Annotated in this window: 1 protein-coding gene; it reads left to right on the top strand. The window is 63.2% G+C overall.

Features of this window, described 5'->3' with window-relative positions:
* Positions 1-172 precede the first annotated feature (172 nt).
* Entirely contained in the window at positions 173-1,621 is a 1,449-nt protein-coding gene (locus G6N77_RS19430; RefSeq protein ID WP_306987192.1) for an IS4 family transposase, read from the top strand.
* Positions 1,622-1,634: the final 13 nt, after the last annotated feature.

Genomic DNA, 1,634 nt, shown 5'->3' with positions numbered 1-1,634 from the left:
CAATGCCGTGAAGTTAAGGGTTCGTTGCTGGCGTCAACCCAGGGGCGTCGGGCAGTGAAAACCCTGAGCTGTTTGGTGGCGAGGGGTCTGCCGGGCTTGGTCGTCTTAAGATGTGAGACGGCCCTTTTAAAGAGACGGAACCCCTGTTAAACATGTGAATGTTCAAGCCCACATGTTGCACAGGAGTTCCTGCATGCCATCGTCTCATTCCCACACGAGTCATGACCAATCCACGACGGATAGTGACGCTGTCACAGCACATTTCCCGCTGGTTTCAGGGAAAGTGTGGGGGCCGGCGCATCTGGGCGAGTTGAGCGTGCACCTGCCGGCTGAGTTGGTCGATGCGGCCCTTGAAGCAACCAAAACGCGTGAACGCCGCATCCGGGCCCTGCCGTCACGGGTGATCGTTTATTTCGTGGTGGCACTGGCCTTGTTCCCCGAACTGGGGTACAAATCTGTGTTCGCCAAACTCTGCCTCGGTGCCGGGGTGTTGGGCACTGTGAGCGCCAGCGCTTTGGCCCAGGCACGCCGGCGGATCGGGGTCGGGCCGCTGCGGTGGATCTTCGAAATACTGCGTGGAGCCGCCCCGACCGTCTCCGGTGCCGGAGACTGGTTCGGTGCCTTGCTGATCTGCGCGATCGACGGCACGATCTTGTCCCTGCCCGACACCGCGCCGATCCTTGCCAGGTACACCAAGCAAGCTGGCTACCACGGCGGCACCGGCTACCCCCAAGCCCGGGTGGTGGCCTTGATCGCCTGCGGCACCCGCAGCATCATTGATGCCGTGTTCGGGCCCACCAGCATCGGGGAAACAACCCAGACCCCGGCCCTGCTGCCAAGCATGGGACCGGGAATGATCATCCTGGCCGATAGGAACTTCGCCGCCGCGGCCCTGCTGCACCGGATCAGCGAGACCGGGGCGCACTACCTGGTGCGGGTGAAGAACGCCCGCCACCTCCCCATCCACCAATCACTGAAAGACGGGTCGTACCTCTCGGTGCTGGCCGGCCGGAAAGTCAGGGTCATCACTGCAGCCATCACCTTGCACACCTCCGACGGGGACCGCACCGAGACGTACCGGCTGATCACCACGCTGAGCGACCCGGCCCAGGGCACCGCCGGGGAGCTAATGGGCTTGTATCACGAGCGTTGGGAAATCGAGACGACCTTCCGTGAGATCAAATCCACCATGGGTGGCGGCAGGGTGCTGCGTTCACGCACCGTAGCCCTGGTTGAGCAGGAAATCTATGCCCTGTTGATCGCCGAGCAACTGCTGCGCTGCGCCATGACTGAAGCCACCAACGCCATCCCCGGACTGGACCCGGACCGGGCCAGTTTCACCATCGCCCTGACCCTGGCCAGAGACATGATCGTCCTCGGACCGGCAACCAGCACCCGCCCCGGACCCGGCTGGCAGGCGCTGGCGGGACGGATCGGAGACCACCTCCTGGCCAACCTGCTGCCCCCACGCAGGCTGCGTACCGGCCCACGGACCGTCAAACGAGCCATCTCGAAATACCAAGCCCGCGCCACCAAACCCCACGGACCAACCCAACCAGCCCGGCTCACCATAGAAATCATCAACACCACGGTCGGGTTGACAGAATCAACCCGACCTTAACTTCACGGCATTG

Source organism: Arthrobacter silviterrae (assembly GCF_011045165.1).
In the GTDB taxonomy this organism is placed as follows: domain Bacteria; phylum Actinomycetota; class Actinomycetes; order Actinomycetales; family Micrococcaceae; genus Specibacter; species Specibacter silviterrae.
Note: the sequence above shows the minus strand (reverse complement) of the source record. Positions and strands in the feature narration are given on the sequence as shown.